Annotated in this window: 26 protein-coding genes and 1 riboswitch; of the genes, 5 read left to right on the forward strand and 21 right to left on the reverse strand. The window is 41.1% G+C overall.

Annotated elements, in window-relative coordinates:
• Positions 1-34 precede the first annotated feature (34 nt).
• Together OQX62_RS18955 and OQX62_RS18960 are read right to left on the reverse strand one after the other, a co-directional pair.
• Positions 35-1,453 (reverse strand): glycoside hydrolase family 125 protein, encoded by a 1,419-nt coding sequence (locus tag OQX62_RS18955; RefSeq protein WP_265833198.1) that lies wholly within the window; start codon positions 1,451-1,453, stop codon positions 35-37.
• A gap of 7 nt (positions 1,454-1,460) precedes the next feature.
• Positions 1,461-2,372 carry an SMP-30/gluconolactonase/LRE family protein gene (locus OQX62_RS18960; protein ID WP_265833199.1) on the reverse strand — a complete coding sequence of 304 codons (912 nt, stop codon included), beginning with the start codon at positions 2,370-2,372 and terminating at the stop codon, positions 1,461-1,463.
• 143 nt (positions 2,373-2,515) lie between these two features.
• Between OQX62_RS18960 and OQX62_RS18965 the strand changes: the two genes are divergently transcribed.
• On the forward strand, positions 2,516-3,748 hold the full coding sequence (locus tag OQX62_RS18965) for a dicarboxylate/amino acid:cation symporter (protein WP_265833200.1): 1,233 nt from the start codon (positions 2,516-2,518) through the stop codon (positions 3,746-3,748).
• Here the strand turns inward: OQX62_RS18965 and OQX62_RS18970 are convergent.
• Both OQX62_RS18970 and OQX62_RS18975 read right to left on the reverse strand, forming a co-directional pair.
• Complete coding sequence (locus tag OQX62_RS18970; RefSeq protein WP_265833201.1) at positions 3,726-4,589, reverse strand: hypothetical protein; 864 nt, start codon at positions 4,587-4,589, stop codon at positions 3,726-3,728. The two genes, OQX62_RS18965 and OQX62_RS18970, sit on opposite strands and share 23 nt — an antisense overlap.
• A gap of 111 nt (positions 4,590-4,700) precedes the next feature.
• Entirely contained in the window at positions 4,701-5,135 is a 435-nt protein-coding gene (locus OQX62_RS18975) for a tail fiber domain-containing protein (protein ID WP_265833202.1), read from the reverse strand.
• 276 nt (positions 5,136-5,411) lie between these two features.
• Here OQX62_RS18975 and OQX62_RS18980 point away from each other — a divergent pair, with 276 nt between their 5' ends.
• Positions 5,412-6,233 carry an MOSC domain-containing protein gene (locus OQX62_RS18980; protein WP_265833203.1) on the forward strand — a complete coding sequence of 274 codons (822 nt, stop codon included), beginning with the start codon at positions 5,412-5,414 and terminating at the stop codon, positions 6,231-6,233.
• Here OQX62_RS18980 and cobC read toward each other — a convergent pair.
• The 14 genes from cobC to OQX62_RS19050 all read right to left on the reverse strand — a co-directional run bounded on the left by cobC (position 6,208) and on the right by OQX62_RS19050 (position 21,409).
• Positions 6,208-6,738 carry an alpha-ribazole phosphatase gene (gene cobC / locus OQX62_RS18985; protein ID WP_265833204.1) on the reverse strand — a complete coding sequence of 177 codons (531 nt, stop codon included), beginning with the start codon at positions 6,736-6,738 and terminating at the stop codon, positions 6,208-6,210. The two genes, OQX62_RS18980 and cobC, sit on opposite strands and share 26 nt — an antisense overlap.
• The gene (locus tag OQX62_RS18990; protein ID WP_265833205.1) at positions 6,723-7,535 is read right to left on the reverse strand and encodes an adenosylcobinamide-GDP ribazoletransferase; all 813 of its coding nucleotides are present in this window, start codon (positions 7,533-7,535) and stop codon (positions 6,723-6,725) included. Before OQX62_RS18990 ends, cobC begins: the two co-directional genes overlap by 16 nt.
• On the reverse strand, positions 7,535-8,539 hold the full coding sequence (gene cobT / locus OQX62_RS18995; protein WP_265833206.1) for a nicotinate-nucleotide--dimethylbenzimidazole phosphoribosyltransferase: 1,005 nt from the start codon (positions 8,537-8,539) through the stop codon (positions 7,535-7,537). Before cobT ends, OQX62_RS18990 begins: the two co-directional genes overlap by 1 nt.
• Before the next feature lie 64 nt (positions 8,540-8,603).
• The gene (gene cobU, locus OQX62_RS19000) at positions 8,604-9,119 is read right to left on the reverse strand and encodes a bifunctional adenosylcobinamide kinase/adenosylcobinamide-phosphate guanylyltransferase (protein ID WP_265833207.1); all 516 of its coding nucleotides are present in this window, start codon (positions 9,117-9,119) and stop codon (positions 8,604-8,606) included.
• An 11-nt stretch (positions 9,120-9,130) separates the two neighbouring features.
• The gene (locus OQX62_RS19005) at positions 9,131-9,724 is read right to left on the reverse strand and encodes a cob(I)yrinic acid a,c-diamide adenosyltransferase (RefSeq protein WP_265833208.1); all 594 of its coding nucleotides are present in this window, start codon (positions 9,722-9,724) and stop codon (positions 9,131-9,133) included.
• Positions 9,725-10,203: 479 nt separating this feature from the next.
• Complete coding sequence (locus OQX62_RS19010) at positions 10,204-12,396, reverse strand: TonB-dependent receptor (protein WP_265833209.1); 2,193 nt, start codon at positions 12,394-12,396, stop codon at positions 10,204-10,206.
• 67 nt (positions 12,397-12,463) lie between these two features.
• Complete coding sequence (locus OQX62_RS19015) at positions 12,464-13,513, reverse strand: ABC transporter ATP-binding protein (protein ID WP_265833210.1); 1,050 nt, start codon at positions 13,511-13,513, stop codon at positions 12,464-12,466.
• The gene (locus tag OQX62_RS19020) at positions 13,513-14,541 is read right to left on the reverse strand and encodes an iron ABC transporter permease (protein ID WP_265833211.1); all 1,029 of its coding nucleotides are present in this window, start codon (positions 14,539-14,541) and stop codon (positions 13,513-13,515) included. The genes OQX62_RS19015 and OQX62_RS19020 overlap by 1 nt, the downstream gene beginning before the upstream one ends.
• Before the next feature lie 10 nt (positions 14,542-14,551).
• On the reverse strand, positions 14,552-15,721 hold the full coding sequence (locus OQX62_RS19025; protein ID WP_265833212.1) for an ABC transporter substrate-binding protein: 1,170 nt from the start codon (positions 15,719-15,721) through the stop codon (positions 14,552-14,554).
• A gap of 24 nt (positions 15,722-15,745) precedes the next feature.
• Positions 15,746-15,935, reverse strand: a riboswitch (cobalamin riboswitch).
• 38 nt (positions 15,936-15,973) lie between these two features.
• A complete protein-coding gene (locus OQX62_RS19030; protein ID WP_265833213.1) occupies positions 15,974-16,510 on the reverse strand; it encodes an AAA family ATPase in 537 nt (178 codons plus the stop codon).
• Complete coding sequence (cbiB, locus tag OQX62_RS19035; RefSeq protein ID WP_265833214.1) at positions 16,507-17,460, reverse strand: adenosylcobinamide-phosphate synthase CbiB; 954 nt, start codon at positions 17,458-17,460, stop codon at positions 16,507-16,509. Before cbiB ends, OQX62_RS19030 begins: the two co-directional genes overlap by 4 nt.
• Complete coding sequence (locus OQX62_RS19040; RefSeq protein WP_265833215.1) at positions 17,451-18,461, reverse strand: pyridoxal phosphate-dependent aminotransferase; 1,011 nt, start codon at positions 18,459-18,461, stop codon at positions 17,451-17,453. The genes cbiB and OQX62_RS19040 overlap by 10 nt, the downstream gene beginning before the upstream one ends.
• 4 nt (positions 18,462-18,465) lie before the next feature.
• Complete coding sequence (locus OQX62_RS19045) at positions 18,466-19,944, reverse strand: cobyric acid synthase (RefSeq protein WP_265833216.1); 1,479 nt, start codon at positions 19,942-19,944, stop codon at positions 18,466-18,468.
• 271 nt (positions 19,945-20,215) lie between these two features.
• Entirely contained in the window at positions 20,216-21,409 is a 1,194-nt protein-coding gene (locus tag OQX62_RS19050) for a hypothetical protein (protein WP_265833217.1), read from the reverse strand.
• A 294-nt stretch (positions 21,410-21,703) separates the two neighbouring features.
• On the opposite strand from OQX62_RS19050, the gene OQX62_RS19055 reads away from it, so the two are divergent.
• On the forward strand, positions 21,704-22,390 hold the full coding sequence (locus tag OQX62_RS19055; RefSeq protein WP_265833218.1) for a DUF4397 domain-containing protein: 687 nt from the start codon (positions 21,704-21,706) through the stop codon (positions 22,388-22,390).
• Positions 22,391-22,487: 97 nt separating this feature from the next.
• Complete coding sequence (locus OQX62_RS19060; protein ID WP_265833219.1) at positions 22,488-22,916, forward strand: CBS domain-containing protein; 429 nt, start codon at positions 22,488-22,490, stop codon at positions 22,914-22,916.
• Between the two features lie 55 nt (positions 22,917-22,971).
• On the opposite strand, the gene OQX62_RS19065 is transcribed toward OQX62_RS19060, so the two are convergent.
• The 3 genes from OQX62_RS19065 to OQX62_RS19075 form a co-directional block, all read right to left on the reverse strand.
• Complete coding sequence (locus OQX62_RS19065; protein WP_265833220.1) at positions 22,972-25,278, reverse strand: TonB-dependent receptor domain-containing protein; 2,307 nt, start codon at positions 25,276-25,278, stop codon at positions 22,972-22,974.
• A gap of 118 nt (positions 25,279-25,396) precedes the next feature.
• Positions 25,397-25,765, reverse strand: a complete 369-nt coding sequence (locus tag OQX62_RS19070; RefSeq protein WP_265833221.1) for a hypothetical protein — start codon at positions 25,763-25,765, stop codon at positions 25,397-25,399.
• A gap of 41 nt (positions 25,766-25,806) precedes the next feature.
• The gene (locus OQX62_RS19075; protein WP_265833222.1) at positions 25,807-25,983 is read right to left on the reverse strand and encodes a DUF6496 domain-containing protein; all 177 of its coding nucleotides are present in this window, start codon (positions 25,981-25,983) and stop codon (positions 25,807-25,809) included.
• 163 nt (positions 25,984-26,146) lie between these two features.
• On the opposite strand from OQX62_RS19075, the gene OQX62_RS19080 reads away from it, so the two are divergent.
• Positions 26,147-26,716 (forward strand): RNA polymerase sigma factor, encoded by a 570-nt coding sequence (locus OQX62_RS19080; RefSeq protein WP_265833223.1) that lies wholly within the window; start codon positions 26,147-26,149, stop codon positions 26,714-26,716.
• The last annotated feature ends 91 nt before the right edge of the window (positions 26,717-26,807 follow it).

A 26,807-nucleotide genomic window follows, 5' to 3' on the forward strand; every position in this document is an offset into this window, starting at 1 on the left:
CTAGTAATTCCATAGAATATCAGAAATAATGATATCAGACTAACAAATGAGGTCTTTCCTGATAAGTTTTCCATAACAACTCGCCGAAGATGGTATTGCCCCAGGGAAACCAGGCACGGGTAAATTGTTTTGGATTATCCTTATGAAAGGACTCGTGAATAAAACCAGTATCAGCATGAGTCTTCCGCAAAACATCAATACACATTTTGATTTCATCGTCGTCCGTACTGGTTAATGCGCGGGCAATGATACTTAGCGGCCAGATCATATCTTTTCCAATATGTGGTCCCCCTATCCCCTCAGCAGCTTTTCCTTTATAATAAAAAGGATTGTCATCACTATGAATCATTTTTCTTGTGTTCAGGTATACCGGATCGGTCATCGAAACTGCACCCAAATAAGGCAGGGCAAGCAGTCCCGGGATATTTGCATCATCCATCAGGTTATAACTACCCATACCATTGACTTCGTAGGCATAAATTTTACCGTGCACCGGATGATCTATTATTGCATGTTTCTGCAAGGCCTGCCTCACTTCCATAGCAAGTTCCTCTAATTCATCAGCTACCTTGCTATCCGCTTTTATCAGTCTGAATAATTCTGCCGCCTGCCTCAGGCTAATTACTGCAAAGAAATTGGACGGCACCAGGAAGGAATAAATGGTGGCATCATCACTTGGCCTGAAGGCAGAACAAATTAACCCGACAGGTTTAACAGGGTAACCAAATCCCTGCATCGGCAAATTATCTGTAGCCCATGCGGTAGTACGCTGGAAATGATAAGGCCCGTTGTTTTCCTTACGCTGCTGCTCTTTAAACGTTTTCAGAATTAGTTTGACTGCATCCTGCCAGCCGTTATCAAAAGGACTTGTATCTTTTGTCTGCTGCCAGTAACGGTAAGATAGCCTGATCGGGTAACAAAGTGAATCTATCTCCCACTTACGCTCATGAATCCCCGGCAGCATGCTTGTCAAATCCTCTTTCCATTCGCCTACTTTCAGAGGGTCATTATAAAATGCGTTTGCGTAAGGGTCTTTTAATATATTTTTTACCTGCCGGTTGATTACGCCTGCAACCATATCACGCAGGGCGCGGTCTCTCCTTAAAAAAGGCAGGTATGACCATACCTGTGCGCTGCTGTCCCGCAACCACATCGCATCAGTTTCTCCAGATGCGATATACGTATCCGGTTTACCATCTATCTGCGTAAAAGTTACTGTTGTATCTAGTGTATTAGGGAAACAATTGTTAAATAACCAACCCAATTCTTTATTTTTCACCTTTGCATTAAACTCAGTGATTGCATTTTCTACTGAACGGCTATTGAAGCGCCGCATAGCTAAAGGTTTTCTGACCAATGGAAATTCCGGATCGGCCGCCAGTGCCATTAACCGGCCTGACAATAAACCCGCCGTAAGTATTCCCGCCTTTTGTACAAAAGATCTTCTTTTCATTCCTTGGTTATTCTACTCCCTTAACATGCATAGGGATTGTATATATTGCTTTTGAAGCTGTAATAAATAAATCCGAACGGTCCTTACCGCCGAAACAAAGATTCGCAGTCCAGGGTTCATTCACTTCAATATGTCCTTTCAGCACACCTTCAGGACTAAAGATAAAAACACCTTTGCCACTCAGGTAGATATTTCCATCACTGTCAAGTGTAATTCCATCTGCACCCTGATTGATGATAACTTTCTGATCAATAAGCATACCGTCTTTAGTGATTGAATAACGATAAGTTTTATTACCAGTAATATCGGCGACATATAAATATTTACCATCCGGCGTTCCTACAATCCCATTAGGCTTGATCATATCAGCCGCAACAAGGATAACTTTCCTGCTTTTGCCTGCCGGAAGATAGTAAACTTTCTGCCCATCCATTTCCTGTCCCTGCCTGGTCCAATAGTCGCGCTGATAAAACGGATCCGTAAAATAAATACCACCTTTAGGATCAATCCATAAATCGTTAGGCCCATTTAGCTTTTTTTCATTAACGAGTCCGACTAAAACCTTAACTCTTTTCTCTGGGGAAATGGACCAAAGCTGATTTTGCTCGTCCGCACAAGCGATCAGATTACCGCGTTTATCAAAGTATAAACCATTAGAACGACCAGCTTTATCCATGAATAAGGAAACTTTTCCGTCAATACTGTATTTCCAGATCTTATTATTCGGCTGGTCTGTAAAAAATACATTTCCTTTTTTGTCTACAGCCGGACCTTCTGTAAATTCAAAGTCCTTTAAAATCAGTTTCAGGCTATCCTGATTGAATAAATTTCCCTGAGCACAGGCAGGATAATGAAGCATTCCTGCTATCCATACAGAAATAATACTGGCATACAACTTTATCGGTTTAATAAATAGCATAATGCATAATTTTATCCCACAAAACTATAAATACAAATAGATATATCAATTCCTAAAACGTTTAATTCATAAACGTGACTACCTCGTATAAAATTAAGCTGATTACCAGGTTGCTAATTAGTGTTTTTAAATTATATTCGCTTATGGGCAATTTCTATCAGCATTATAAAGGCATTATCTGGTTAATAGCAGGGATCATTGCGGGCAGTATTGCCGGTTTATTTTTTGGAGAACGTGTTCAGGTGCTGAAGCCTATTGGCGATATTTTTCTCAACTTTCTGTTTACGGCAGTCATACCGTTGGTTTTCTTCTCTATTTCTTCAGCTATTGGTGGGTTAAAAACAACCAACAAGCTGAGCAGGATGATGGGTGTAATGTCTGCCGTTTTCCTCCTGACGGTACTGATTTCTGCTTTGCTGACCATCGCTGCTGTTAAGCTATTTCCCATACATGAACAGCTGGGCACAGCTACCTTAACCGAAACTATAGTTAAAAAACCTTTTGGAGACCAGATTACGCAATTAGTGACTACAGGAGAATTTTATGAACTGCTTTCCAGAAAGAGCATGCTCGCTATGATCATCTTTTCTGTGCTTATTGGTTTCGCAACATTAAGATCAGGTGAGATGGGACTTGGCTTTGCCAAATTTCTGAATGCAGGAAATGAGGTTTTCAAAAATGTTTTTATTCTCATCATGAAAATGGCGCCTATAGGATTAGGAGCCTATTTTGCCTATCAGGTCGGCGTTTTTGGTCCCCAGTTATTCGGCACCTATGCCAGATCACTAGGTCTTTATTACGGAGTGGGTGCCTTTTACTTTATTGTATTTTTCAGTCTCTATGCTTTTGTTGCAGGAGGATATACCGGAATAAAAAAATACTGGCAGAACAATATTATTCCTACAGCTACGGCGATCGGTACCTGCAGCAGTATTGCGAATATCCCGGCTAATCTGGATGCGGCAAAAAAAATGAACATCCCGGAATATATTGCCAATGTAACCATTCCGTTGGGTGCCACCTTACATAAAGACGGTTCCAGCATCTCGTCCATAGTTAAAATGGCTGTTGTCTTTGCATTGTTTGGAAAAAGTTTCGACAGCATAGATACTGTAGCCCTTGCTTTAGGAATGACTGTGCTCGTCAGTATTGTTGAAGGAGGAATTCCCAATGGCGGATATGTAGGAGAACTATTGTTTATTTCCGCCTATGGTTTCCCGCCAGAAGCTTTACCTCCTGCAATGATTATCGGTACTTTGGTAGATCCGATGGCTACACTACTCAACTCGACCGGTGATACCGTAGCTTCGATGCTGATCACACGTTTTACGGAAGGGAAAAACTGGATAACTACTAAAGCGGCAGAAAGCCATTAACAGCGCCTTCGTTCATACCTGTGATAATGTAATGTCTTGGTAAATACCAGGTAACTGTACGCATCATGTTTCTGAATTGTTCCTCATCGTCAAACTGTGTCGGAGTAATATTAAACACCAGCTCCTGAGACGCCTCTTCCTGTTGTGTGCGCATCATCAGTAATACTTTAGGATCAGGAATACCATTCAGCTGAAAAAACTCTCTCAGCAATTTCCTGGTTTCCACAGGCAGGTAAGTCTCAGAAGGCTGACCTATCATTACCTGCTCCTCGCCGGCAATTACTTCATCCTGTTCACTTTGATTACTTAATAATGCATCAGGGATAAAAAAGTCGCCTGTCAAATGATAATTAAGTATATCACCATAGGAAAGTACCCAGTCAGGCTGCCCCTCATCTGCGTTGATTACCACCCCATATCCCCTTTCCAACAGAAAATCATCTGTCATGTGATCAATTACAAAGCATTGAAATACTTCATTGGGTTTGGGTAACGACAGCTTAAAATAAGGAAAACCATCCGGTCCTGCAATAACTTGCGGCGTACCACAAATCATACTTGCCAATGGCAGATGAGCAAGAAACTCTCTTACCCACTGTTCATCCCGCTCTTCTCTCGGCACAAGCACCAGTGTATGCAATTGCGCTGTTTTTTCCAGGTCGCCAAAGTAACCATCTTGCTGCTCGTTACTACTTTCAGTACTTGCATCAGCAGGAATCTCATTAACTATAGTCGTGTCAGGAGCAATGCCTTTACCAGCTTTAACACTTTCCTCCACCGATTTCGGGGCTGGTGCATCAGTTACAGTTTCCTTCTTCTTAAAAATATCGAATAAACCCATTCTCTTTATATTATAGCTAGCTTGATAATGAATCAAAAATAGGTATTTATAATCACACTTATCAAGTCAAACAGAGACATCCTGCCAATAATGCAACCACAAGAAGTATATTTATTCTGCTGAAACAGACTTCATCTCTTTGATAGCTCTTTTAAGATCGTTAATTTCTTCCTGCTGCTCTTTTAAAGCCTGAACCAATAACGGGATTAATTTGTCGTACTGTACTTCATCATGTTTAACAATACGGCTATTGTTTTTACCAGCGGCCACACTGTTGGCAGACTCATATACAAAGTCCGGGAACTGTGTTTTCACATCACTGGCCATAAATCCATACTGTTTACCTTCCGCCAGCTTTAAACCCGGATATCTTTTCAAGTCATACTGAAACGTAACTGGCTTTAACATTGTCAGTTTTGTTGCAGAGTTTGAAATTTCCTCCACATTCACTTTAAGTTCACGCTCATCGATTTTCTGTGCCGAAGCAGAGAAGGATACTGTCATCAGCACAGCACCCGCCAGAATTCCATTAAATAAATTGCTCATTTTAATATATTTTGGTTTGTTGATCATAAATGAAGCTTGCTAAAGCTCCCGCTCGTTTTATTAAAAATTGAGAACTCTTTCCTGAAAAAGAACCATTCAGCAGCTGTGATGATTTAATCCAGCCGGCATCTCATCTGATATCATAATTCCTGACCCGAAATTGCCTCAAAATTAACTTTATACAAATATACAAAATAGCAACACTTAAGACATGAACAGCAACACAACTGTTACTCTACACCACCATAAATAAAATAAGTTTTTTATCTTTAAAACATGAATGACCTCAGGCTTTCCGAAATCTATATTTACCCGATAAAATCACTTGGCGGAATCAGCCTTGAACAATCAAAAGTAACATCAAAAGGTTTAGAATTTGATCGCAGATGGATGCTTATAGATGATGAAGGCATTTTTATTACCCAAAGAAAATATGCCATACTGGCTTTACTGGACGTAATGTTAATTGAAAATCAATTGACAGTGCAACACAAACATGATCCTGCCAATAAGATTTCTTTCCCTATTGCAGAAAATAATGGCGAAACGATACCCGTTACGATCTGGGATGATCTATCGACAGGAATTGAAGTCAGTCCGGAGGTTAGCGAGTGGTTCTCTGCATTCATGGGTAAAAGTGTCAGACTGGTCATCATGCCTGAAAATGAGAGAAGAGTGGTGGATCCCAGGTATGCTAAAAATGAAGAGCTGGTTGGATTTTCTGACGGTTATCCTTTTCTCATTATTGGTCAGGCCGCATTGAATGGGTTAAATGAACGGCTCTCCCAGCCGGTTCCAATGGACAGATTCAGGCCCAATTTTGTCTTTACCGGGGGTCATGCACACCTCGAAGATCAGTTTGATACATTCATATTAGGCGATGTTCAGTTCAGTGCTGTTAAACCTTGTGCAAGGTGTGTGCTGACTACCGTAGATCAGCAAACAGCCGAAAGAACTGCCGAGCCTTTAAAAACTTTAGCAGGATACCGCACGATTAATAAAAAAGTAATGTTCGGACAAAATCTGATCCATAAGGGAGCAGGTATGGTTCATACAGGTGACCAGCTGTACGTTACGGTCTGGAAAGCTGAAGCTTAAAAACTTCTGCAAAGCTCACCTTAATATCAAAAACATCCTTTAATGCTATCAACCGGTGATGCGCAAGAATAATACGGATCACACCGCCATGGGTTACAATGGCGACCGACCGATGCGGTTGTTCCGCCAGCGAGTTCCAGAATTTCATCACGCGCGATTGCATCTGCAGCATACTTTCCCCATTAGGCGGCGACAAATTGACGAAATCATTCATCCAGACCTCGCTAACTGCCCGGTCAACCGTATCCCAGGTCTTTCCCTCCCATTCACCAAAATCCAGTTCATATAGATCGCGCTCTACTTTACAGTCAGTCGCAATCGCCTTTGCCAACTGTAAACACCTGTCCGAAGGACTAGAATATACCCTGTCAACAGTCGCAGGAAGTTGTTTTAACACCAAGGCTTTTTCTTCAGGAAAATCAACTGTTAATGACACATCTGTCCTGCCATAGATGAAGCCTTTTTCAATGAGCGGGGTAGTATGCCGAATCAGATAAACGTCCATATCGCTATAAAAGAAAGGTAAATTATCACTTCAGCAATTTGTTGCATCGCCCCCAAACAGTCGCCTGTATAGCCGTCTATGTGTTTTTTAAAATAGCTGCCCGCCACTAAAGCAACCAAAAACACCGGAATAATTATTGTTGAAAAAAGTGGAGTATCGGTTTGTAACACTAACAATGCTAAAGGTAACAACGTAAACAGCGCGGCAAGTAAAAGATTTTTAACTCTCCCCTTTTCCACAGCACTACTGACCTTACTCCCGGTAACCCGGACGTAATTATGGCTAAAAACAAGTGTAACCGCGGCGAACCTGCTTAACGAATGTGCTACAATAAACAGTAATAAAACAGTAGAAATCGCAGCCCAATTCAAGAAAGATGGTTTATATATTCGCTCCAGCACCTGCTGTAATGCTGCAAACTTCAAGCCCAATAACAACAGCAGTCCCATCACTCCGTAAGTACCCAGGTGGCTGTCTTTCATGATTTCAAGGATCCGCTCTTTTGTATATCCACCACCAAAGCCATCACACACATCAGCAAATCCGTCCTCGTGAAAAGCACCCGTAAATAATATCCCGCCTATTAAAGCCATTATAGTTCCAATGGCAGAACCAAACAGGCAAGCAGCTGCCAGATAAACCATAGCCGAAATAGCACCGGAGATCCATCCCACAACAGGCAGATATCTTATTGCATCCGGTAACAACCTTGCGTTATGATCATGTATGCCCTGGGGTACGGGGCACCTGGTGTAAAAAGACAAGGCTGATAACATCAGGTGTAATTGCCGCTTCATCACGATTTCTGACTAACGGCGGCACTTTCAAAACTGGCCATTTCTTTTAGAAAAGCAACAGCACTTTGCAATAAAGGATAAGCCAAAGCACAACCTGTTCCTTCACCTAACCTTAAGCCAAGATGTAATAGTGGAGTGGCAGACAGATGTGCCAATAATGAGGAATGCCCTTTTTCATCCGACTGATGTGTGAACACGGCATTATTCTTTACTCCGGGATTGATTTTGAAAGCACATAAATAAGCAACGGAAGCAATAAATCCATCAACCATCACTATCATACCACGTTGTGCCGCAGTGAGCATAGCACCAGCTATCTGCAGAATTTCGAATCCGCCAAAATGAGCCATTAAATCAAGTACATCATAATTTCCGGAATAATGATTCAATGCGGCTTCCAGAACCCGTTGTTTTTCTTTCAGCTGTTCATCATTCAATCCCGTTCCCCTGCCGATACAATCCACCAGAGGCAGATCACATAAAACACTCATCAGCACCGCTGCACTGGATGTATTACCAATGCCCATCTCACCAAATCCGATCACGTTACAGCCTTCATCAGCAACTTTATTCACCATGTCCGATCCGTACTTCAAGCATAATTCTGCCTGTTCAGGCGACATTGCCGGACCATTTAAAAAGGAGTCTGTGCCCATGCCTATTTTGCTGTCGATTAACTTAAGTCCTTCTTCAAAGTCAAAATTAACCCCTGCATCAACAATCAGTAGCGCAATGTCATGCTGCCTGCAAAAAACATTTATTGCCGCTCCGCCAGCCAGAAAATTAAGAACCATCTGTCTCGTTACTTCCTGTGGATAGGCACTCACACCCTCAAGCGCAATACCATGATCCGCAGCAAAAACGATGAGGTGCGGCAAATGCAATTCAGGTGAAGTAGTACCAAGCACCATTCCTATCCGTAATGCCAAATCTTCCAATATCCCTAATGCCCCTAAAGGCTTAGTCTTGTGGTCTATCTTATATTTTAATTCTTTATCAATCATATATTCTAAAAAAGAGTAACACCAATAAATATAGTATCGAACCAGTTAACAGTAACTGGTCTGTTTATATTTCAGCTTTCTTTAAATGTAAAGGAAGGCCAGAAACTATAAACACTACTTCCTCTGCCTTTTCAGCAACATACTGATTGGCCCAACCCTGAAGATCCGCAAACTTGCGCCCTAACTCTGTATCGGCATGTAATCCCATACCAAGCTCGTTCGAAATAATGATAAATTTACCTTTCAGCCGCAACAGCTGATCAATTTCCTTTTTAAAAGAGGAAAGGCATAAAGACACATTACTATCATGATCCATAAAAAAATTGGTCAGCCACAAAGTGACGCAATCAATTACCACTACCCTGTCTTCGATCGGCAGCAGGTGTAAATCATGATAAGACTCATAGGTAGTCCATTCAGGACCGCGATCTTCCTGATGTCTTTTTATACGCTCTAGAAAATCATCATCCCATATCTTAGCCGTAGCCACATATATTGGGGCATCCGACAATTCCTTTGCTCTCCGCTGTGCATAACTACTTTTACCACTTCTTACTCCACCCGTCACGAAAATCAGCATTCCTACTATAATTACGGTTTAACCTCAGGCTCTGTTTTCTTGAACCGTTTATACAAAAACAATTGCCATTTCTCTTCTGCCACACCTGCCTTATCCATCTCTGCACGCGAAAGCGTAAAGAACAAATCAGATAAACGATTGATATAAGCCGGTATTGCCTCATGAACTTCATCCGCTTTTCTTAAAGTCACTAATCTTCTTTCACCCCTCCTCATCTGCGTTCTCACCATATGACAAAGTGCGGAAACTTCATTTCCGCCCGGCAATATAAAGTAATCCGAAGGATGTGTCATTGCACCCTCCAGTTCATCAATCCAGAGCTCACAGAATTCCGCGCCATCTAATGGCATAGGGTTCGTATTTATCTTTACAGCATCCGAAGGTCGTGCCAAATGTGACATCATATCCATCAAATCCTTTTGAATTTTATGAAGATTAGCCTGCCAATCATGCTGCTCTCCCAGTTTCACCCGCAGCAAACCTATCGTAGAATTCACTTCATCAAGTGTACCCACACATTCTACCCTCACATCATCCTTGTCAACCCTTCTACCACCGAAAAGACCAGTAGTACCTTTATCTCCTTTTTTTGTATAAATCTTCATCAAAATATATTTAAAAACAATTCTCCTAAAATACTAAAATAGCAACACCGAAACATACCCAGCCAAATTTCTCCTGAAAGCCAATCTGCGAAACAGACCGTTCCCCCCAGTTAACCTTCCATGTTAACACCTTTTCTACTGAATATACCAAAGCAGAATGTAAAAAAACAGGCAACCCTTTTACTACCTTCCAATATTTGCTCTTCAGCACCCGGATCCCTCCCCAAATTAACCTTCCATGTTAACACCTTTTCTACTGAATATACCAAAGCAAAATGTAAAAAAACAGGCAACCCTTTTACTACCTTCCAATATGTCCTCTTCAGCACCCGGATCCCTCCCCAAATTAACCTTCCATGGTAATATCTTTTCTCTTGGATATACCAGAGCAAAATGTAAAAAAACAGGCAATCCTTTTACTACCTTCCAATATTTGCTCTTCAGCAAAGATTGAGTAGTAAAAGGATTGCCTGTTTTTTTTAGAAGCGAAGCATATAACGCAGAGAAAAGTTTCTTCCTGCAAGGTTATACCCTCTCTTCTCATAATAATTCTCATCCGTCAAATTATTCATCAAAAAGCTCAGCGTATGTTTTTGCTGATAAGTATAACTTGCAGCAAAATCAACCACCATAAATTCAGGGTATACAATTTCAGGCGATCTGTCATCATTGAAATCCGTATCCTTTCGGTTACCCACATAACGACCACTCAGCCTTAAATCGATGCCCTTTAAATTGTTAAACTCTACACCATAGGTGGATGTAAAATCTGCCACATTTAAGATATCCTTATAAGTTTTCGCACCATCATTACCAACTGTAACCTCTTCAGCTTTTGATGTCCTCGTTGCATTCGCAAATAAACGAAGCGAGTAATCCTTCGCGGCAAATGTACCATAATCCCAGGCCAGTTCAGCTTCAAAACCATTGATATTAGCTTTGTTTGCGTTGATATAAGTTATCCTGGTGGCCACCTCTTTACCGCTCGGCGTCATTTCTACCGCAGTTGGTACGGTACGCTGGGTGGTAATCCTGTCTCTTACATAAGTATTGAAATAAGTAACATCAAAGGTCAATCCTGCTTCAGTTTTAGCAAATCTGATACCTGCGTCCCATGAAATACTGTTCTCATTTTTAAGGTCTGCATTTCCTTGTGTTACGGTTGCCTTACCATTCGAAGTTAATACTTCTGAATAACCTGCAACATTATATGCGTCAGGATTCACAAAAGCACGCCCAGTGGTCGCATGTACAGTTAATGTTTTACTCAGGCTGTACTGCACAGCCAGACTTGGACTAAAAAATGGATTGGTCTGTTTGCCAGCGGCATATGTAGTCAGCAGTGGTGTTTCTTTCACATCGTAAGTAATCAGGTCCAAACGTGCGCCTGGATTAATAATCAATTTGCTATCCAGAAAATTAAATTGTCCTTGCAGATAAGCCGCTCCTGTAGAAAGGTTATAATTCGGTGAGAACGGGGCTTTTTCAGTACTATTTGCATTATATGAATGTGTGGTAATGCCCGCATGATTATAATCCAGACCAAAGATAAGCGTATGCTGACCTAAAGTAAATGCGTCCTTTGCCTGAATACCTTTCCAGCTTGCCGAACTTTCGTAAGAGACATAAGGAACAATAGCAATTCCATTCGTATTCAGTGTTTTATTTGCATTGTTTTCCTCCGATGTATATCCTTTTATTGATAAGGCATGCTTCAAAATTTTGCCAGAGATCGTTACCTCTTCATTATGCCTTTCAATATCCTTTGTGCTTGGTTGTCCGTTGCCAAAAAAGATATCACTAGGCGATTCTACATTATTGGCAACAAAGCGTTCGCCCCTAACATCTATCCTCCAGTTATCATTTAACTGATAACCTAATCGCAGACTTCCGGTATTATAATTTAGTTTTGTATAAGTACGTCTCAAGCCATCAGAACGTGCATCATCGACCTGTATTGCGCCATCAGTATAGTTTTTAGTCGCCATGTCTCCGTCAAACCACTTTCTGAAAACATTCCCCTTACCTAACTTCATATCCTTTCCCCTATCGAACGACAAATAAGAGATATCAAAATCAAGTTTATCAGTGATATTTCCCCCGGCAGCGGCGCCAAGCTTAACTGTTTCGTAGGAGCCATATTCAGCATAAACATTCCCATGAATTGCTCCCCGTGATTTTTTCGTAATGATGTTGATTACGCCACCCATTGCAGATGAGCCATATTGTGCGGATGCTGGTCCTTTCAGAACTTCTATGCGTTCGATATCTGCCGGATTGATTGTCGCAATGTTTGCAGTTCCGGCCGGGCGACCGTCCACCAGCAACAAAGAACGTTGATTTAAACCATTAAACTGCGGTCTGAATCCTCTTATTCCTACTCCAGCAGATAATCCCGGGTATTGAATAATATTTACACTCGCGTTTTTCTTTAACAGGTCTGTTACTTCCTGAGCAGGTGTCAGTTCAATCGCAGATTTTCCAATTACCGTCATGCTTTGTGGAACATTGCGCCGCTTCGTGTCTGTGCGCAAAGAAGTTACGACCACTTCCTCCAGCGAGTTATTTTTTAAGGAATCAGGTCTTTTCTTTTGTGCTAATGCGGGACTGCTGAATAAAACAGTTCCGATCAGCAAGTGCTGAAAAGATAAAAATTGTAGCTTTTTCTTCATGTATTGTATTAAATTATATAATATTCGTATGATTTGAGTTGATAAAAGAAAAGCGTCTCACAATTCTCTAGGTAGGTTCTATAAGGTTTACATTTTTCAGAAAGTCACGCAAAGTATGATAAGTAGTTATTTTCCTATCTTTTTCCAATGTCCATCTTGGCTGACCTGCATTCTCCAGCACAGTAACTGCCAGCGACTCTTTTTGTGCCCCTGAAATATGGAAGCCTTTCCTTAACAAAGCTTTTCTGGTCCAGAACGCAGCGGTACCATCGCCATTTACAGTAATACTTTTTACACCAGAGGCGTGCATATTAAAACTGCCCGTAGCCGGATCGAACATTATCCCATCCTTATTGAAAGCCTCCGCAAAAGATCCGTTCAGCACCAATTCTTCAGGCAAGCCAGTGGCCATATGTCCGCCTGCCTGCATCAGCCAGATTTGATCAGCTACCTGAAGTGCGAGATCCAGCTCATGTGTAGAAATCAAAATCGCTTTTTTTGTATCCTTTGCTAAACGGTGTAATAAACGCATCAGCTGAATTCTGCTCGGCAGGTCAAGATGTGCCGTTGGCTCATCCAAAATGATTATCGGCGTATCCTGTGCAATCGCTCTTGCCAGCATCACTTTCTGGCTTTCTCCATCACTTAAGGTAGCCAGTTTACGGTCAACAAATTCGCCGGTAGCTGTAGATAGAATAGCCTGATCGATCACCGACTTGTCCTCCGTAGTCAGTCTTCCCAGCCAGCCGGAATGCGGATACCTGCCCAGAGCGATCAGCGAATATACATCCAGATCGCCGGAACGCACATTATCTGTTAACACCATGCTGATCTTTTTCGCCAGCAGTGCCGGTTTCAGTTGCCCAAGTTCAGTTCCCTCAATCTCCACCGTCCCGAGGACAGTTTCCTGCAAACCGGCAATGGTACGCAATAAAGTTGATTTACCACAACCATTGGGCCCCAACAGGCAGATCACTTCACCCGCAAACATTTCCAGATTTAGTCCTGTTGCTACTTCCTTCAAGTTATTTCTGCCTTGTTTGTAGCCTATACTTAGTCCTGTAGTCTGTAATAAAAGTTTTCGCTCCGCTTCAGCGGTCGTTTTTAACTGTTCCATCAGAATCCCTTTAATTTATTACGACCCACTATGATCCAGATGACTACAGGAGAACCTACCAGAGCAGTAATTACATTAATAGGTAATACTGTCTGACTCCCCGGAAGTTGTGCTACTATATCACAAACCAGCATCAGCAATGTACCTACCAGACAACAGCCCGGAATGAGTATTCTATGATTGGACGTATTAAACAATGCCCGTGTTAAATGCGGAACTGCAATGCCAATAAAACCAATCGGGCCGCAGAATGCTGTGATACCGCCTGCGAGGATACTGGTACTGCCGATAATCAGCAGTCTTGCACGTTTCACGGTGACCCCCATACTGCGTGCATAGTTATCTCCCAGCAACAATGCATCTAATAGTTTTGAGGATACAAAAGAGATCGCGGTACCTATGATTACCACAATAGTAAGAATCAGGAGCTGGTCGCCCGTCACTCCTCCCAGTGACCCGAAAGTCCAGATCAGGTAATCCTTGATCAGCTCCGGCGCACTAAAATACTGCCAGATACTAATAATTGAAAAAGTAATATTTCCTATCATTACGCCTACAATCAGTACAATCACATTATCTTTTAGTGAGGAAGATATCGTTACAACCAGTAACATGACCATCGCTGCACCAATTGACGACGCAAGGATAATCAGCCAGCTTCCGGAGATCCCCAGCTCCTTAATCGAATATAAGCTTGTAATTGTTCCTGCTGAAAGCATGACCAGCGCTACGCCTAAACTTGCACCTGCAGTAATTCCTAAAACAGAAGGGCCAGCCAGCGGATTGCGGAAAAGGGTCTGCATCTGCAGACCACTTACTGAAAGACCGCATCCAACTACAACAGCTGTCAATGCTTTAGGCAATCTGATTTGCTGAATGATATATAACCAGGTCGTATCTGCCGTATCGGGAGAGATCAGTATTCCCAATACCGCTTTAAATGGGATATGAATGGATCCCAGGGCAACATCCAGCAAGAATGCAAACACTAAAAGCGCAAGCAATACCGAAACTTTTATCTTGTTCAAGTCTTTTAAATTAGTTTAACTGTTTATAGTAAACCAGCTGATGATCAGGCAATAATTCCGGATGTAATATCCTGATTAAATCAGCCAAAATCATATGCGGACTAACAGCGCCTGATTCCCAGTAGTCATTTGAGCCAATATCATTAACCCGCTTATTATAATTGTATAGTTTTCCTGTTTTGAAAGGCTTAAAGGCAGCATACCTGGCATCCTGCGCCTTAATATCTTTTTTTGAGTCCACATAACCTATATTTAACCAAAAGTCAGCTTTCAGTGCCTCCGGTGCCACAGTTTCGAAATTCAGTGCCAAACTTCCTGTTCCATGCACATTCCCCCATTTATAAGTAGTACCTGCGTCTTTCAAAAAGGCCACCATATAACTATCGCCGTCAGGCACATACCAGGTACCTTTATAGGGCATTCCGGAAATCACAACAGGTTTATTCACTGCCTTGCGTCCAACTTCCGCCAAGTTGTTATAATCTTTTTCTACAGCAGCAAACTTAGCGTTGACCTGTGATTCTTTGTTCATCAGCGCAGCCATCAACTTCACCCACTCTGCTCTTCCCAAAGGTGTAGTTTCCAGCCACTCCGAATTGAGCATTACCGGAACTCCTGCTCCGCTCAGGGTTTCATATTTACTGAATTTAGCATCAGGATTTCCCATCACCATCAGCAGGTCAGGCTTCATGCTGATCAGCACCTCATCATTCATGGTTCCGTCTATCCCCACCTCTTTAACTTTACCAGCTTTAATATTTGCCCGCACAATAGGTGAAGAAACGTATTTGAGACTGCCCAATCCAACGATTGCATCCGCGGAACCGGCAAAATCTGCCAGGGCAACATGCATGGATGACATTGCTACCAGTTTTTTAAGCGGAATATGGATAAGCTGCGATTTTTTGTATCCGGATGGAGGAGTCTTCCCTTCCCCCAGCAATACATATTGAATAGTGTCCTTTTTTGTACCGGAGCCCGAATAAATACTGACCAGCTTATATCCATTATAATAATCGATATTAAAACCTTTGGCATATTTTATTTCAGCACTACCTGTTTTCAGGTCATGCTGTTTTTTCTCGGCTGTACGCTGCCCGCAGGAAGCAATGAGCAAACCGAAAATTAACAAACAGGGCATTAACCTTGTTGCTGAACGGCGTTTTTTTGTTTTCATCATAGAGTCAGCCTTTCTTCCGAAAGCATTAGCAATATTTTTGCAGGCAGGTATTCTGACTTCCTCAAGCTGCAGCCTTCCCATCCTTTCGGAAAGTGGCGTAAAAAGAGCAGCTTTTTCAAAGAGGTTTACAGCAGCGGAGACTGTTCCGGATTTTCACCGGTATTCCCTATTAAAGTATTTCCTTAGAAATACGACCTTGCAGGTGCAAACCTAACAGAAAAAAATAAAGAATGACCTATTAGAAATTATTTTTTATTTACAATTATCGAGTACGAAGGCCATCCGACCGGCAAGAGCCCCCTCCGGCACCTCAATCAGCTCAAATCCGAAACTGCTATATGATTCCCGGATACCGTGATAAATAGTTGTAGCTTCCGCAAAAGATTGCCAGCGCTCAGGATCATTAATATAGATAGCATTCCATGGAGGCAGAATAAATACCCGTGGCTGGTAGGGATTTTTTTTCATCGCTTCTATAAATTTATCATGTACAGGCAATCCCGCAATGCGGAGATAAGCGATGATATCAGGAATGCCACGATCAAAAAAAGTAAGGGGTGAAGAAACCGATAGCTCAAGTGCATCCTGCATACCAGCCAGCACTTTATCAGAAAAACAGACAATATCTTTCCATGGTAAACAGTCAGACCCCCCGACTACTTCCTCCATGATAACCCTTCGCGACACTTCAGGTGAGCAGTCATAACCTGACTGTTTCAATGCATCAATAAGTGTTGTTTTCCCCGAACCCGGACCACCCGAAATAATATATCTTACAGGATCAGTCATATAAAAATTCCTTTAAAATCAACCAGAAATAAAGAGCTGATCAACAGTACCATCACCAGACAGGTCAGCTGATTGATACGGCTGATGGTTGCAAATTCGTGATGAGCAATATCTCTGTCATTTATTCCGATAAAAGGTTTATCTACCACTATGCCATGATAGGTATTCGGACCGCCAAACCTAACGTTGATAATACCTGCAAGGGCCGCCTCCGGGTAACCTGAATTTGGACTTTTATGCAAATGACCGTAAAGAAATATAAATTTAAGACCTTTATAGCTTAAAGTCACGATCACCATCAGCAATGCCGTTAAACGTGATGGAATGAAATTAACAATATCATCCAGCCGCGCAGCACATTTGCCAAACCATTCGTACCTGTCATTTCTGTAACCGACCATAGAATCCATTGTATTGATCATCTTGTAGGTCATCATTCCGGGCAATCCAGCAATCAGATAATAAAACAAGGGGGCTACTACCCCATCACTTAAGTTTTCTGACATGGTTTCAAAAACAGCCTTGCGAATCTGCTGATGGTTTAAAGCCGAAGTATCACGGCCAACAATCCAGGATAGCCGGTCCCGCCCTGCTTCCAGCCCCTCAGCATTCAACACATCAAAAACCTTTTTACCTTCGGTAATCAAACTCTTGTTCGCCAGTCCGTAACAAACGAAAACACTGCAAAAGATCAGATAAACTGGTAAGCTGGTCTTTAACAGCAAATGGAGTGCAGCGGCAAAAAAAACATAGGTAGCGGCACATAAAACTAACACCATCAATCCGCCTTTCCATAAACGATAAGGCTCCTTATTCAGCGTTTTTTCTGCTTTACCTATCAATGTTCCAAAAAACCTGACCGGATGGGGCATCTTCTGTGGATCTCCAATAATCAGATCCAACAGATAACCTGCAAGCAAAGGGATCAACAGGATATACTTTATTTCCATTGCAACAAAGCTTTGATCAGTAATTCATTTTTCACCTTATCCAAAGTCGCTAAACGTATGCATCCGGTGCCCAATCCCCGGAAATTACTTGCATCCCTGATCAGTATATTGAATTCTTTCAATAAAAACAGTTTGAGCATAGGAGCATTCCTGATCGTGGTTTCAGCGATAAAAAAATGGGTCTTACTTGCTGTAATCTTTAAAGTGTCTACAGCCGACAGGCCTTTGATGAACGCTTCTTTATCCTGCAATAAGCTTTCTATAGGGAGCTGAAGTTTATCATAGTGATCAAAGATAAAATGTCCCGCTTCAAGTGCCGGCACATTCACTGTCCAGGGTAATTTCAATCTTTTTAAATGCTGAATGAGCTCTGTTGAGGAAACGATATACCCCAATCTCAACCCTGGAATGGCATAAGCTTTGGTCATGGAACGCATCACGATCAGGTTGTTATAATTTTTCGTGAGCCTTACAACCGATTCAACCAGCACAGTAAACTCGATAAAAGCTTCATCTACCACGAAAACCGTCTCCGGATTCCCAATGATCAAATCAGGAAGCCAGTCGATCGCAGCCCCTGTTGGATTATTAGGGTTACAAATAAAGAGCACATCGGTCTCCAACGCCATATCGGGTCTCAAATCTTCCCATGCGATATAACTGACCTGATGCTCATGCATCACACAGGCATCTTCGTATTCAGCAAATGCGGGAATCACAATAGCAGATTTTTTTCCCTTAAAAGTCTGTGCTATTAAATAAATACTCTCCGTACTTCCATTCGCAACCAGAAACTGATCGCTATTCATGCCATAATGTGCAGCAATCTTATCAGTAAGGGATTCTCCTGTTACCTCAGGATATTTATGAATTTTATCCCAATTAGCAAAAAGATGGCTCTTCAATCCGTCAGGAGAACCACCATACCAAACATTCGTACTAAAATCGGCCACAATTTGCTTATTGTGCCTGTATCCATCATCTCCGTGCCCGTTCAACATGACCTTAATATTTTATAGATTGATATACCTGGTCAATATCCAGATTGGCCCGCAATAATGCGGCGAGCTGATCGTATTGATGCGCTTTAAATTCCTCGTAATCGGTTGCTTCTATTCGCACATCCGTATAGGGCGCAATGAGGTCGTCAATAACCAGCTGATTATCTAAAATACCATGTAAATAAGTTCCCCAGCATTTATCAGACAGCAAATAGCCATCGGTTTTACCATCTTCAAAATAATTAAGCGGCTGCATAACGGTGAGTGCTGTGCTCTCTCCCATATGTATTTCATAACCTTTGCAGCATTCCTCACGGTTACGATAGCTAAAGCTGCACTGTCTTGTAATTTTTTCCGCTAATAATACAGTCTTAACGGGCAGGATCCCCAATCCGGCTACCTCGGTAATAGCAGATTCTATCTGTAGCGGATCACTGACTGACTCGCCTAACATCTGGTAGCCGCCACAAATACCTATTACCGTTTTCCCCTTTTTAAAAGCGCTGGTAATAGCTGCCGCTAATCCATTATTCTTTAGTGTGATCAGATCTTCTATCGTATTTTTGCTGCCTGGTAAAATAATGATATCCGCATTTTTCAGTCCTTCGCTGGTAGCAGTATAATATAAATTCACCCTGGGATCTTTTTCCAAACGATCAAAATCCGTGAAGTTAGACATCCGCCCCAGCAGAACCACGGCAATATTAACCTTGCCATCAACTGAATTACGCTGCTTTTGCTGTAAAGCAACAGCATCTTCTTCCTCAATAAAAATGTCCCTGAAATATGGAACCACTCCAATCACCGGTACTCCGCACAGTTCTTCAATTATTCTTCTGCCATCATCAAACAAACGTGCATCTCCTCTGAATTTATTAATGATAATGCCTTTTATACAAGCTCTTTCTTCGGGTTCAAGCAATAATAGCGTACCATACAGACTGCCGAAAACTCCCCCTTTATCAATATCAGCAATTAAATAGGTCGCAGCACCCGCAGCTATGGCCATCCGCATATTGGTAATATCCCTTTTTTTTAAATTCAGTTCCGAAATACTGCCGGCCCCCTCCATTACTATAGGTGAGTAACGTGAAGAAAGCCGATTGAACGCAAGCTTCACCTCTTCAAATAAAATAGCACGGTCGTCCGACATAAAATAGGCTGCGGCCGACTGGTTACCGATCGACTTACCATTGAGTATCACCTGGGAAGATTGATCAGTGGTTGGTTTTAACAGTACCGGGTTCATATCTGTATGACAGGGAATCCCGGCCGCTTCTGCCTGTACGGCCTGGGCCCTTCCTATTTCGAGTCCCTCTGGCGTTGCATAACTATTGAGCGACATGTTCTGCGCTTTAAATGGTGCCGGAGCATAGCCATCCTGTTTAAAAATTCTGCAGAAGCCGGCTGTGATTACACTTTTGCCTACATCAGAAGAGGTGCCTACAAACATCACCGGCCGCATTTGTTGCTGATTTTCCATCTTGTGCAATCATACGTTTTTATCTTAAAGCAGACAAGAGCTGAATCCAGCATTTCATTATTTTTTTCAGCATAGAGGGTTGCAGTTACAGATATCTGTAAACGATAGCTCATATGTACCTGTCATCAATTTGAAGATTAACAGGACCGTCAGGTAAAATATCAATCAAACTATCGTCGATATCATTTATATATGAATGTTTCCGCCTCAGTGGATGGGAAGTTGTTTCCAATACGGATTAACCGGGCTTCGTTGTAATAAGGGAATAAATTTAATGCGGTTCGTATTGGTATACAATACGGTAAGGTATATTTTTCAATTGAGCTGAAATTTGACCTATGCCCAGATCTTCCAGTTCGGGCGTAGGTTCACATAGTGAATAAACCTTTCCTTTGTATACAATCGGCTCACCTACCGGTTTACTGAACTCCACTGCCATTGTGATATGTGTTGGGTATAAAAGAGCGATCATAGGAAGATTATAGATTTCTTTTACGAGATAAAAAAATAGTGCTGCACGGTCATCACAATCACTATAAGCTGACATTAACGTTTCCTGGGGTGACATGCGCCTTTCTTTTCCGAAATTCTCCTGGTCGTTCTCATATAAAAATGCATAGCGTGTAAAACGCATCAGGTAATCCACCCCTTTTTTCTCACTCATCCGGGCTACATTTTTTTTAAGTAGCGGAATCAAAGAGCTATAAGTTTCTCTCGTCATCGGGATGTTAAAGTAACTTTCGAAGTCCACGCCGGGATAATTTGCAAATACCGCCCGAATATTTGTATTCAGCTTGATACTAAAATGATAAGCTTTACGGTCGTAGACAAATTCAAGTTTCTTTTCAATATCCTGCGCAGGTTTAAAATCAGGCATGCGGGTAACTTTGTAGGAGAAAGCCTGATCTGCATTTGCTACGTTCATGTTAACAGGAACAGGAGGATCATCATTCAAATCTACCCTGGCATAGTCGTGGTAATTCAAACACATGTATTTTTTATCCCCGATCATAAAAAACGGAATATCTTCTATATCCTCGTCATTAAAAACATAAAAAATAATCTTCTGGTGCGATAAGGCCAGTCGCGCGTCGTAACCTGATTTAACCAGTATAAACCACTTGTAAAGTGTATATGCCGCATAATTCACTTCTTTAGGACAAAGTTCCTGTGCTACCCTTCGCACCAGCTGATAATATAACCAGTCATTGAGTTCATGCTGCTTTTTATAAAACAATAAAGAATCTAGCAAGGGATGAAAGTTAGCAGTGTTCAATTGCTCATAGCCATCGTGCAAAGCAACATCACTTACCTGTGATGGAAAGCGGATCAATAGTGTTGAATCCACTTGGATCTCAAAAATAGCTGTAAAAAAATCTACCCGCAGCTCTTTGGACTGTGTTTTAGCCGAAAGAAATGGAAATAAAAATACTAATGATAAAAGTAGATGTTTTAGCCTGCTCATGGCCTGATAATTTGGTTACATTAAATATACGTTTTTTTAACATCAAAATCATATAGAATATCAAGGGAACAGCCATATCACCTTTCCGATATGTACTAAAATCTATACAACTATAGGGAATAATTTTGAGGAAAATCCGGATGCTTTAACAGCAGGATAACACACTGGCAATCTATTACATAAGCATATATGATGTTCAAATATTGATTTTTTGCTGCTGCAATGGTTTAGTTATTGTAAAAAGACATTGTACGATAACATCATCGCACATACCTATAAAAAAAAATCATTACCATGAAAACAAAATCAATTTTTAAAACACTTTTAACGGGAACGGCAATTTTAACATTTGCAACGCTTATTTCTTCATGTAAAAAGAATGACGTGGATGAATCGGGCTCAGCTAATTTAAAAGTAGTGAATGCAGCACCGAATTCTTCAGCACAAAGTTTTTTTCTGGCTAACAATACGGTGGTAGATGGTGGTCTTGATTTCGGAGATGCGACTGCTTATATTGCAGCGAACTCAGGAAATAACCTTGAAGCACAATTCAGAAACGCAGGAACAACAACAGCCTATGGAACAGGAAAATTTGACTTAGACAATGGACATTATTACACGGTATATTTAGCAGGAGACGGACAAAATTCGAGAGTTAAACTTTTTGAAGATGACCTTTCAGCTCCGCCAAGCGGACAGGCAAAAGTGAAATTCATTCACCTGAGCGACGCAGCACCAGCCAATATTGATATCAAAAACGGTGCTGGTGAGAACCTTGCTGTTAATCTTGCCCGTGATAATTCAAGTGCTTACTTAAATGTTGCACCTGGTATTCTCAGATTACAAGTTACCGCAACAGGAAGTCCTACCAGCATTGCTAACTTCGATCTTTCTGCTTTTACGGCTGGAAAAATTTACACTGTTTATGTCACAGGTTCTACCACTGCCAACATCAACGTAACACAGATCGTACATAACTAATAGCTCATATATAACAAAAAGGGTCGGCTTCTTCGGAAGAGCGGCCCTTTTTTTATTCGGAAATATATGGTATCTTCAATAAGCCAAATATTTCATTATGAAAACAGTACAACAAATTATCGCTTCAAAATCAGCAGAAATATATGCTGTAGCCTCAATAACATCTGTCTTTGATGCACTCACAATGATGATGGATAAAAACATCAGTGCATTACTCATTATAGACAATGAAGAACTGACCGGAATTTTTACAGAGAGGGATTACGCGAGAAAAGTAATTCTTCAGGGTAAGTCTTCCAAATCAGCGTTAATCCGGGAGGTAATGACTCCAGATCCTGTCACTATAACGGCCGCTGATTCTATTGATTATTGCATGACGCTGATGACCAACAAACATATCAGGCACCTGCCGGTTGTCGAAGGAAAGAAAATAATTGCCATGGTATCTATCGGAGATATTGTAAAATTCATCATTGAAGACCAAAAGCAAATTATTTCCCAGCTGGAAAGTTATATTCATCAATAAAATCATAGCGCCTTTACCACAGTAGAAGCGCTATGATTTATTTGATTACGTCTTATTAAAATAGATACTTAAAACCAAAACCAGCATAACCATTGCGCTTTGGTGAGGGATTGAAATAGGCTGGTTGTGCACCAGCAAATCCCACCGCATTTAATGAGACTATGGAACTATAAGCTTCATTAAAAATATTGTCTATCCCCCCATAGATATTCAGTTCGAAAGACTTACCCAGCCTTTTCTTGTAGCCTAGCTTTGAATTAAGCAACTGGTATGAAGGGTTATATGCTGTGTTTCCATCATTTAGCGGCATTTTATCATTGAAATAATAATTCATATAGATATATATGCCATATTGCGTTTCAAAATCGATCCCGCCGTTAAACACCCATGGCGATACACCGGTCAGCTCATTACCATCAAAATTTGCGGTTACCTCATTATTGGCATTCAATATTTTATAATCTTTGAACTTGAAATCCGAGTAAGTTAGCGCAACAAAAGGTCTTAAACTTAAAACCTGGTTATTGTCTTCCGGTCTCAAAATCTGCCATGACACTGCCAGTTCTGCACCATCATGTGTAGTTTTACCTGCATTATTGTAGATGGTAATCCCCTGCTGAACCGACTGTCCGATCAGTTCTCCCTTCATGTCCATTTTAAATACTGCCAGATCATAACTCAACCTTGAGCCAGGAACATTCCCTTTGGCATTGATCTCATAATTAATTCCTTTCTCCGCCTGTAATAAGGGGTTGATCGAACCGTCCACATTTTTCACTTCCGAACTGGAGGGCGGAGAGAAACCAGAACTTACACTTGCATGTAAAGTCAATGCCTCCGCGAAGTTATGACTAATCGCAACTCTGGGCGTTGCCTGCGGTTTAAACCTTTTTATTCCACTTTGTGCAGGTAAGATATAATTTGAAACATCATACTTCAAGCTGTTATAACTAATACCAAAGGTGAGTAACGTTTTGTCATCCAGTTTGGTCTCAGATTGATAAAATAGGGAATAAAGTGTATTCCGGTAATCTATATTTGCTATGATAGCACCTTCTGCACCTTTATTGTTAACATATTGCGTGCCTTTCGTCAATCCCTCATTAAATTCCCCACCTATAATAAATTGTGTTGGTAATACGGAGAAACCCGGATTATAACTAAATCGGCTACGACCACCATAACTCTGGTAAAAATTACGAAGATATGCGTAAGGCAAAGGATGGTTTAGATCATAAGAATAGGTAAATACACTTGTACTATTTGAAAACTGATCATTGATCTGGTATTGCTGACCTAATCCTATCCTTGTCCATGTCTGGTAACGTCCGGCCTGTTTATCAAGATTACTGGCGTTAGCCTGTTCCGGATTTACTGCCACCTGATCTGCGGTCAGAGCTCCCGGGATCTGTGAGTTTTGAGTGGTGCGGTTTAACAATAACGTAATAATCCTTTTTTTATCTGGAAACAGCTGGAAATTACCGGACAGAAATCTTCTGCTGTCATTACTACGATCTCTGTAACCATCATATTCCTGCCATCCATAAGAAACATAACTGTTGATTTTATCACCACCATTCCGGTAGGTCATGGCCAGTTTATGTAATCCATAACTACCTGCCAGACCTACTGCTTCAAGACTCTGTTCCTGGTAAGGAGAGCGCTGAAGTTGAAAATTGATTACTCCACCGGTGCCCGCCCCATATATACTCGATGCCGGTCCTTTGATTACTTCTGCCCTGCCGATACTATTTACATCCAAGGCTTCGATACGGGTGGTACCATCTGCCTCCGTTACTGGAATATCATTTAAGTATATTTTAATATTTCTGATGCCAAAAGAAGAGCGCACACCATTTCCGCGGATGGAGATCCTTGCTTCAGAGAGTGTACTCTGGTCCATTCTTACACCCGGAACAGCATTCAATGCTGCCTGAAAAGAGACTCCACTCCCACGGTTGATATCTTTTCCTGTGATCAGTGCAATGGAACCGGCGGTTTCTTTTTTTGTCCTGTTTCCGGCAAAACCTGTTACCCGCACCTCATTGAGGTTTGCCTCATCAGCATCCAGCTGAATGTTGAGCAGCCCGTTTTGTTTTTTATAACTGATAACTTGCGTTTTAAAACCTATCAGCACAATTTTTAGTTCCTGACTGGTATCGTTTGCTGGCAATTCAAAATAACCCTTTTTGTCTGACACCGTTAAAGTCTGGTCGTCGATAGTCTTAATGCTTGCACCGCCTAATGCCTGTTTAGTCTGTGAATCGTATATCATACCTTTTACAGGTATATATTGTGCCTGTGCTGCATGAAATAAAAACACGCAGATAACAGACAGCATAAAATAGCTGAATAACTTCATTATTATATTTAAATAGTAAAAATCCTGATTATAAATATCAGCCCATCTATGCGTACAAAAATGGATGCTGTATTAAGAAAATGGTAGCGGCATCGCCGCTTGCCTTAATAAAAAATGATCAGGCCTTTGGTGGCTGAAAGATATCAGCAATATGCTGAGATAAACAAAAGGAGGATTCAGCAGGATATCCCTTAACAAAATCAAAGGAATGAGGTTTAAGTGATAAAGACGCTGTAATTATAGCTTGCTGGAAAAAGCCTCTCTGGTTTTCACGTTCGCGACTTTTTTCTTTTTCTTCCGCTTGTTTGAGTTTACGCATCAGGTAACATTTACCGTTACAGTGCAGTTGTGGCTTGTCTCTGTTAACGCATAACTCGGAAACGATATATTTCTGGTTCAGTTCAAAGCCGGCATATACAAAAAGCTGACTGCTATTTGCAACAATTGTGGCTAGAATTAAAAAATAAGCAATAACGCTCCTGGACATGCCGGCAAAGATAGGACATCATGTTAAAAAAAAGCCCCGTTTTAAGATTTCTTTTTAGGAACCTTAGCCCCTTCTTTCTTCGCTTCCGAAAGTCCGATTGCTATTGCCTGTTTTTTAGAAGTTACTTTCTTTCCGCTACCTGATTTCAGTTTTCCTTCTTTCATTTCATGCATCACTTCTTCTACTTTCTCTCCCGCTTTTTTTGAATACCTGGCCATTTTATAATGAGTTAGTTTGAAACAGAAGATTAAACAAAGCCATTGTTATAGTGTTTCATTTTTTTATGATAAAGGGCTAAAGCATATACTTAAATCAAATTAATATCCATTTTAATCCAATATCTATCCATATTATTTATAGATTTGATTTATAAGGGTTAGCATGTATCAGGATAGTTTTCATTCCGCAGAAGACACCACACTTCTGCTACAATTGAGCGAGGGAAGCAAACACGCTTTTGATATTTTATATGATAAATATTGGCAACAGGTATATAATGCTGCCTATAAACGTATAAATAAATCTGAGCAGGCACAAGATATTGCGCAGGATGTTTTTGTGCAGTTATGGATCAGGGGTAATCAATCTCCGATAGAGAATTTGCCCGCCTATTTATTTGTTGCAGCCAGGAATAGTGTCTTCAAACACCTGGAAAAAGAAGGCAAATACTCCGCATTACCTGAAACAGCAGAACAACTCGAAGATCCTTTAGACAGAGCAGATGCAGATTTATTGCATGAAGAATTTCTAAAGGCATTTAATGAACTGGTCGATGCACTTCCCGCACAGCAGCGCATTATTTTCAAAATGCGCTTTGAAGAAGACCTGAATAGTCAGCAAATTGCGGATTTGCTGGAAATATCTCCAAAAACAGTACGCAATCAACTTGGAAAAGCACTAAGTAAATTAAGATCATCGCTTTTTCTATATTTCCTGTTAAATATGATCTGATTGAAAAGGACAGCTTGTAATTACTGGAAAAGTTTAGATAATTTCTTTTATTCCTATCTATATTCTCCTTTCACCATCAAAAAAAAAGCAA

Source organism: Pedobacter sp. MR2016-24 (genome assembly GCF_026239655.1).
GTDB lineage: Bacteria > Bacteroidota > Bacteroidia > Sphingobacteriales > Sphingobacteriaceae > Pedobacter.